This window comes from Burkholderia sp. HAN2018 (assembly GCF_024704855.1).
GTDB classification, from domain to species: Bacteria; Pseudomonadota; Gammaproteobacteria; order Burkholderiales; family Burkholderiaceae; genus Burkholderia; species Burkholderia cepacia.
The window spans coordinates 1-1,908 of the sequence record NZ_QOBB01000478.1 but is presented as its reverse complement, the minus strand read 5'-3'; the positions used below and the strand labels follow the sequence as shown (position 1 = coordinate 1,908).

General features: G+C 69.0%; 3 protein-coding genes and 1 pseudogene. All 4 read left to right on the top strand.

Annotated elements, in window-relative coordinates; translation table 11 throughout:
* The first annotated feature begins 263 nt into the window (after positions 1 to 263).
* The gene (gene fliE / locus DPV74_RS41150; protein WP_021164033.1) at positions 264 to 608 is read left to right on the top strand and encodes a flagellar hook-basal body complex protein FliE; all 345 of its coding nucleotides are present in this window, start codon (positions 264 to 266) and stop codon (positions 606 to 608) included.
* Positions 609 to 848: 240 nt separating this feature from the next.
* Complete coding sequence (gene fliS, locus DPV74_RS41145) at positions 849 to 1,283, top strand: flagellar export chaperone FliS (protein ID WP_021164034.1); 435 nt, start codon at positions 849 to 851, stop codon at positions 1,281 to 1,283.
* On the top strand, positions 1,280 to 1,612 hold the full coding sequence (locus DPV74_RS41140; RefSeq protein ID WP_059523069.1) for a flagellar protein FliT: 333 nt from the start codon (positions 1,280 to 1,282) through the stop codon (positions 1,610 to 1,612). Before fliS ends, DPV74_RS41140 begins: the two co-directional genes overlap by 4 nt.
* Before the next feature lie 145 nt (positions 1,613 to 1,757).
* Positions 1,758 to 1,908: pseudogene (locus tag DPV74_RS41135) on the top strand (flagellar hook-length control protein FliK); the annotation flags it as partial.

The following is a 1,908-nucleotide window of genomic DNA, read 5'->3' as shown; positions in this document are numbered from 1 at the left end:
GCCTGCGAATCCATGCGTCGAGTTTCTCCGGAGCGGGACGACTGAGCTCGCTCGGACGAGCGGGCGGACAATGACACGATGCGATTATCGTGACCCGGGCCCGGTTCCGATCGACTGAAAAGAGCGGGGTTTCCCCCGTACTTTCTCGGCTTTGACGCGCGGCGCGCTGCTATCCTTTTTCGCGATCCGGCATGGTGCGCGTGGTGCGGCGCCGGCGGAAACACCCGGTGCGCCGGGTCTCTTCTCTCGGTTTTGGGGACAGCATGACTGCGAACGTCAGCGGAATCGGTTCGGTGTTGCAACAGATGCAGTCGATGGCCGCGCAGGCGTCCGGCGGCGTCGCGAGCCCGACGGCAGCGCTGGCCGGTTCGGGCGCGGCGACGGCCGGCACGTTCGCGAGCGCGATGAAGGCGTCGCTCGACAAGATCAGCGGCGACCAGCAGCACGCGCTCGGCGAGGCGCAGGCGTTCGAGGTCGGTGCGCCGAACGTCTCGCTGAACGACGTGATGGTCGACATGCAGAAAGCCAACATCGGCTTCCAGTTCGGGCTCCAGGTCCGCAACAAGCTGGTGAGCGCTTACAACGACATCATGCAGATGTCGGTGTGATGCGCGCGGCACCCGGGGACGGGTACCCGGCGACGGGCACCCGTGGGCGGCCATCCGGCGAAAGTCGATCCGGCGAAAGTCGTTCAGGGAAGGCCTCCGGGCCGGCGCCTTCGGCGCCCCGGCGGCAGGCCGCGCTTGCCTAAAGCTTTTCAAATCCCTTCCGATAACTCCGGTGAAGGCCGCGTCGTGCGATGCACGGCGGCGGTTCCCGTATAGCCAAGGCATAACAAGGAGAAGCGCATGTTTTCCCCAGGACACGCTGGAGCCAGTGCATACGCGCGTGTCGGCGTCGAGACGGGGGTGATGGGCGCCTCCCCGCACCGTTTGATCGCGATGCTGTACCAGGGCGCGCGGCAGGCGGTTGCGCTGGCGCGCATGCATTTGCAGCAGGGCAATGTGTCCGCGCGCGGCGATGCGATCGGCAAGGCGATCCGGATCGTCGAGAGCGGGCTGAAGGCGTCGCTGAACCGCGACGCGGGCGGCGAGATCGCGGAGCGGCTGGACGCGCTGTATGCGTATATCGGCCGGCGTCTGCTGGAAGCGAACGCGCAGGCGAGCGACGCGATGCTGGTCGAGGTCGACGGGCTGCTCGCGACGCTCGAGGAAGCATGGACGGGGATCGCCCCGGAAGTCGCGCGGATGGCCGCGCAACAGGCAGTGGAAGCATCGAGATGAATCGCAAGGCCGAATACTTCGCACGTTACGAGGCGCTCGCCGCCGTGTCGGGCCGGATGCTGGGCGCTGCCCGCAGCGCCGACTGGAGCGCGTTGCCGGGGTTGCAGGCCGAATTCACGGCACTCGTCGACGGGCTGAAGGAAGCCGATCCGGGCGTCGTGCTCGACGAATCGGATCTCGGCCGCAAGCTCGACCTGATCCGCCGCATCCTGGCCGACGACGCCGCGATCCGCGACCTCGCGAGCCCGGACGTCGCGCGGCTGTCCGCGCTGTTCGAGGCGCGGCGCTCGACCAAGGTATTGACCGATCTCTACCGCGCGCGCGGGTAGGGCCCGTTTCCCGGGAAGCCGGGAGGCGGAGGGGCGGGCGCGGGGCGCACGAGCCCGTTGCGGGAGGCGCGCAGTTCCCGCGAGCGGCACCGGCGTGCCGTTCCCGGATTCGCAACGATGTGGCTGAGGTGAGCAGGCTCCGATCATGACCGGTATCGACTCCGTTGCGGCCGCGCTGCTGGCGAGCCGCCTCGACAGCCTGCTGACCGGCACCGTATCGGCGCCCGCCGGCGGCGGCGCGACCTCGCAGGTCGGCACGCCGGGCACCGGCACGGCGTCCACGCCCTCGGCCGGCA

What these genes read in the sequence shown, in the direction of transcription:
- fliS (WP_021164034.1), top strand. Translation starts at nt 849, where the DNA reads ATGTTTTCCCCAGGACACGCTGGAGCCAGTGCATACGCGCGTGTCGGC.
- DPV74_RS41140 (WP_059523069.1), top strand. Translation starts at nt 1,280, where the DNA reads ATGAATCGCAAGGCCGAATACTTCGCACGTTACGAGGCGCTCGCCGCC.
- fliE (WP_021164033.1), top strand. Translation starts at nt 264, where the DNA reads ATGACTGCGAACGTCAGCGGAATCGGTTCGGTGTTGCAACAGATGCAG.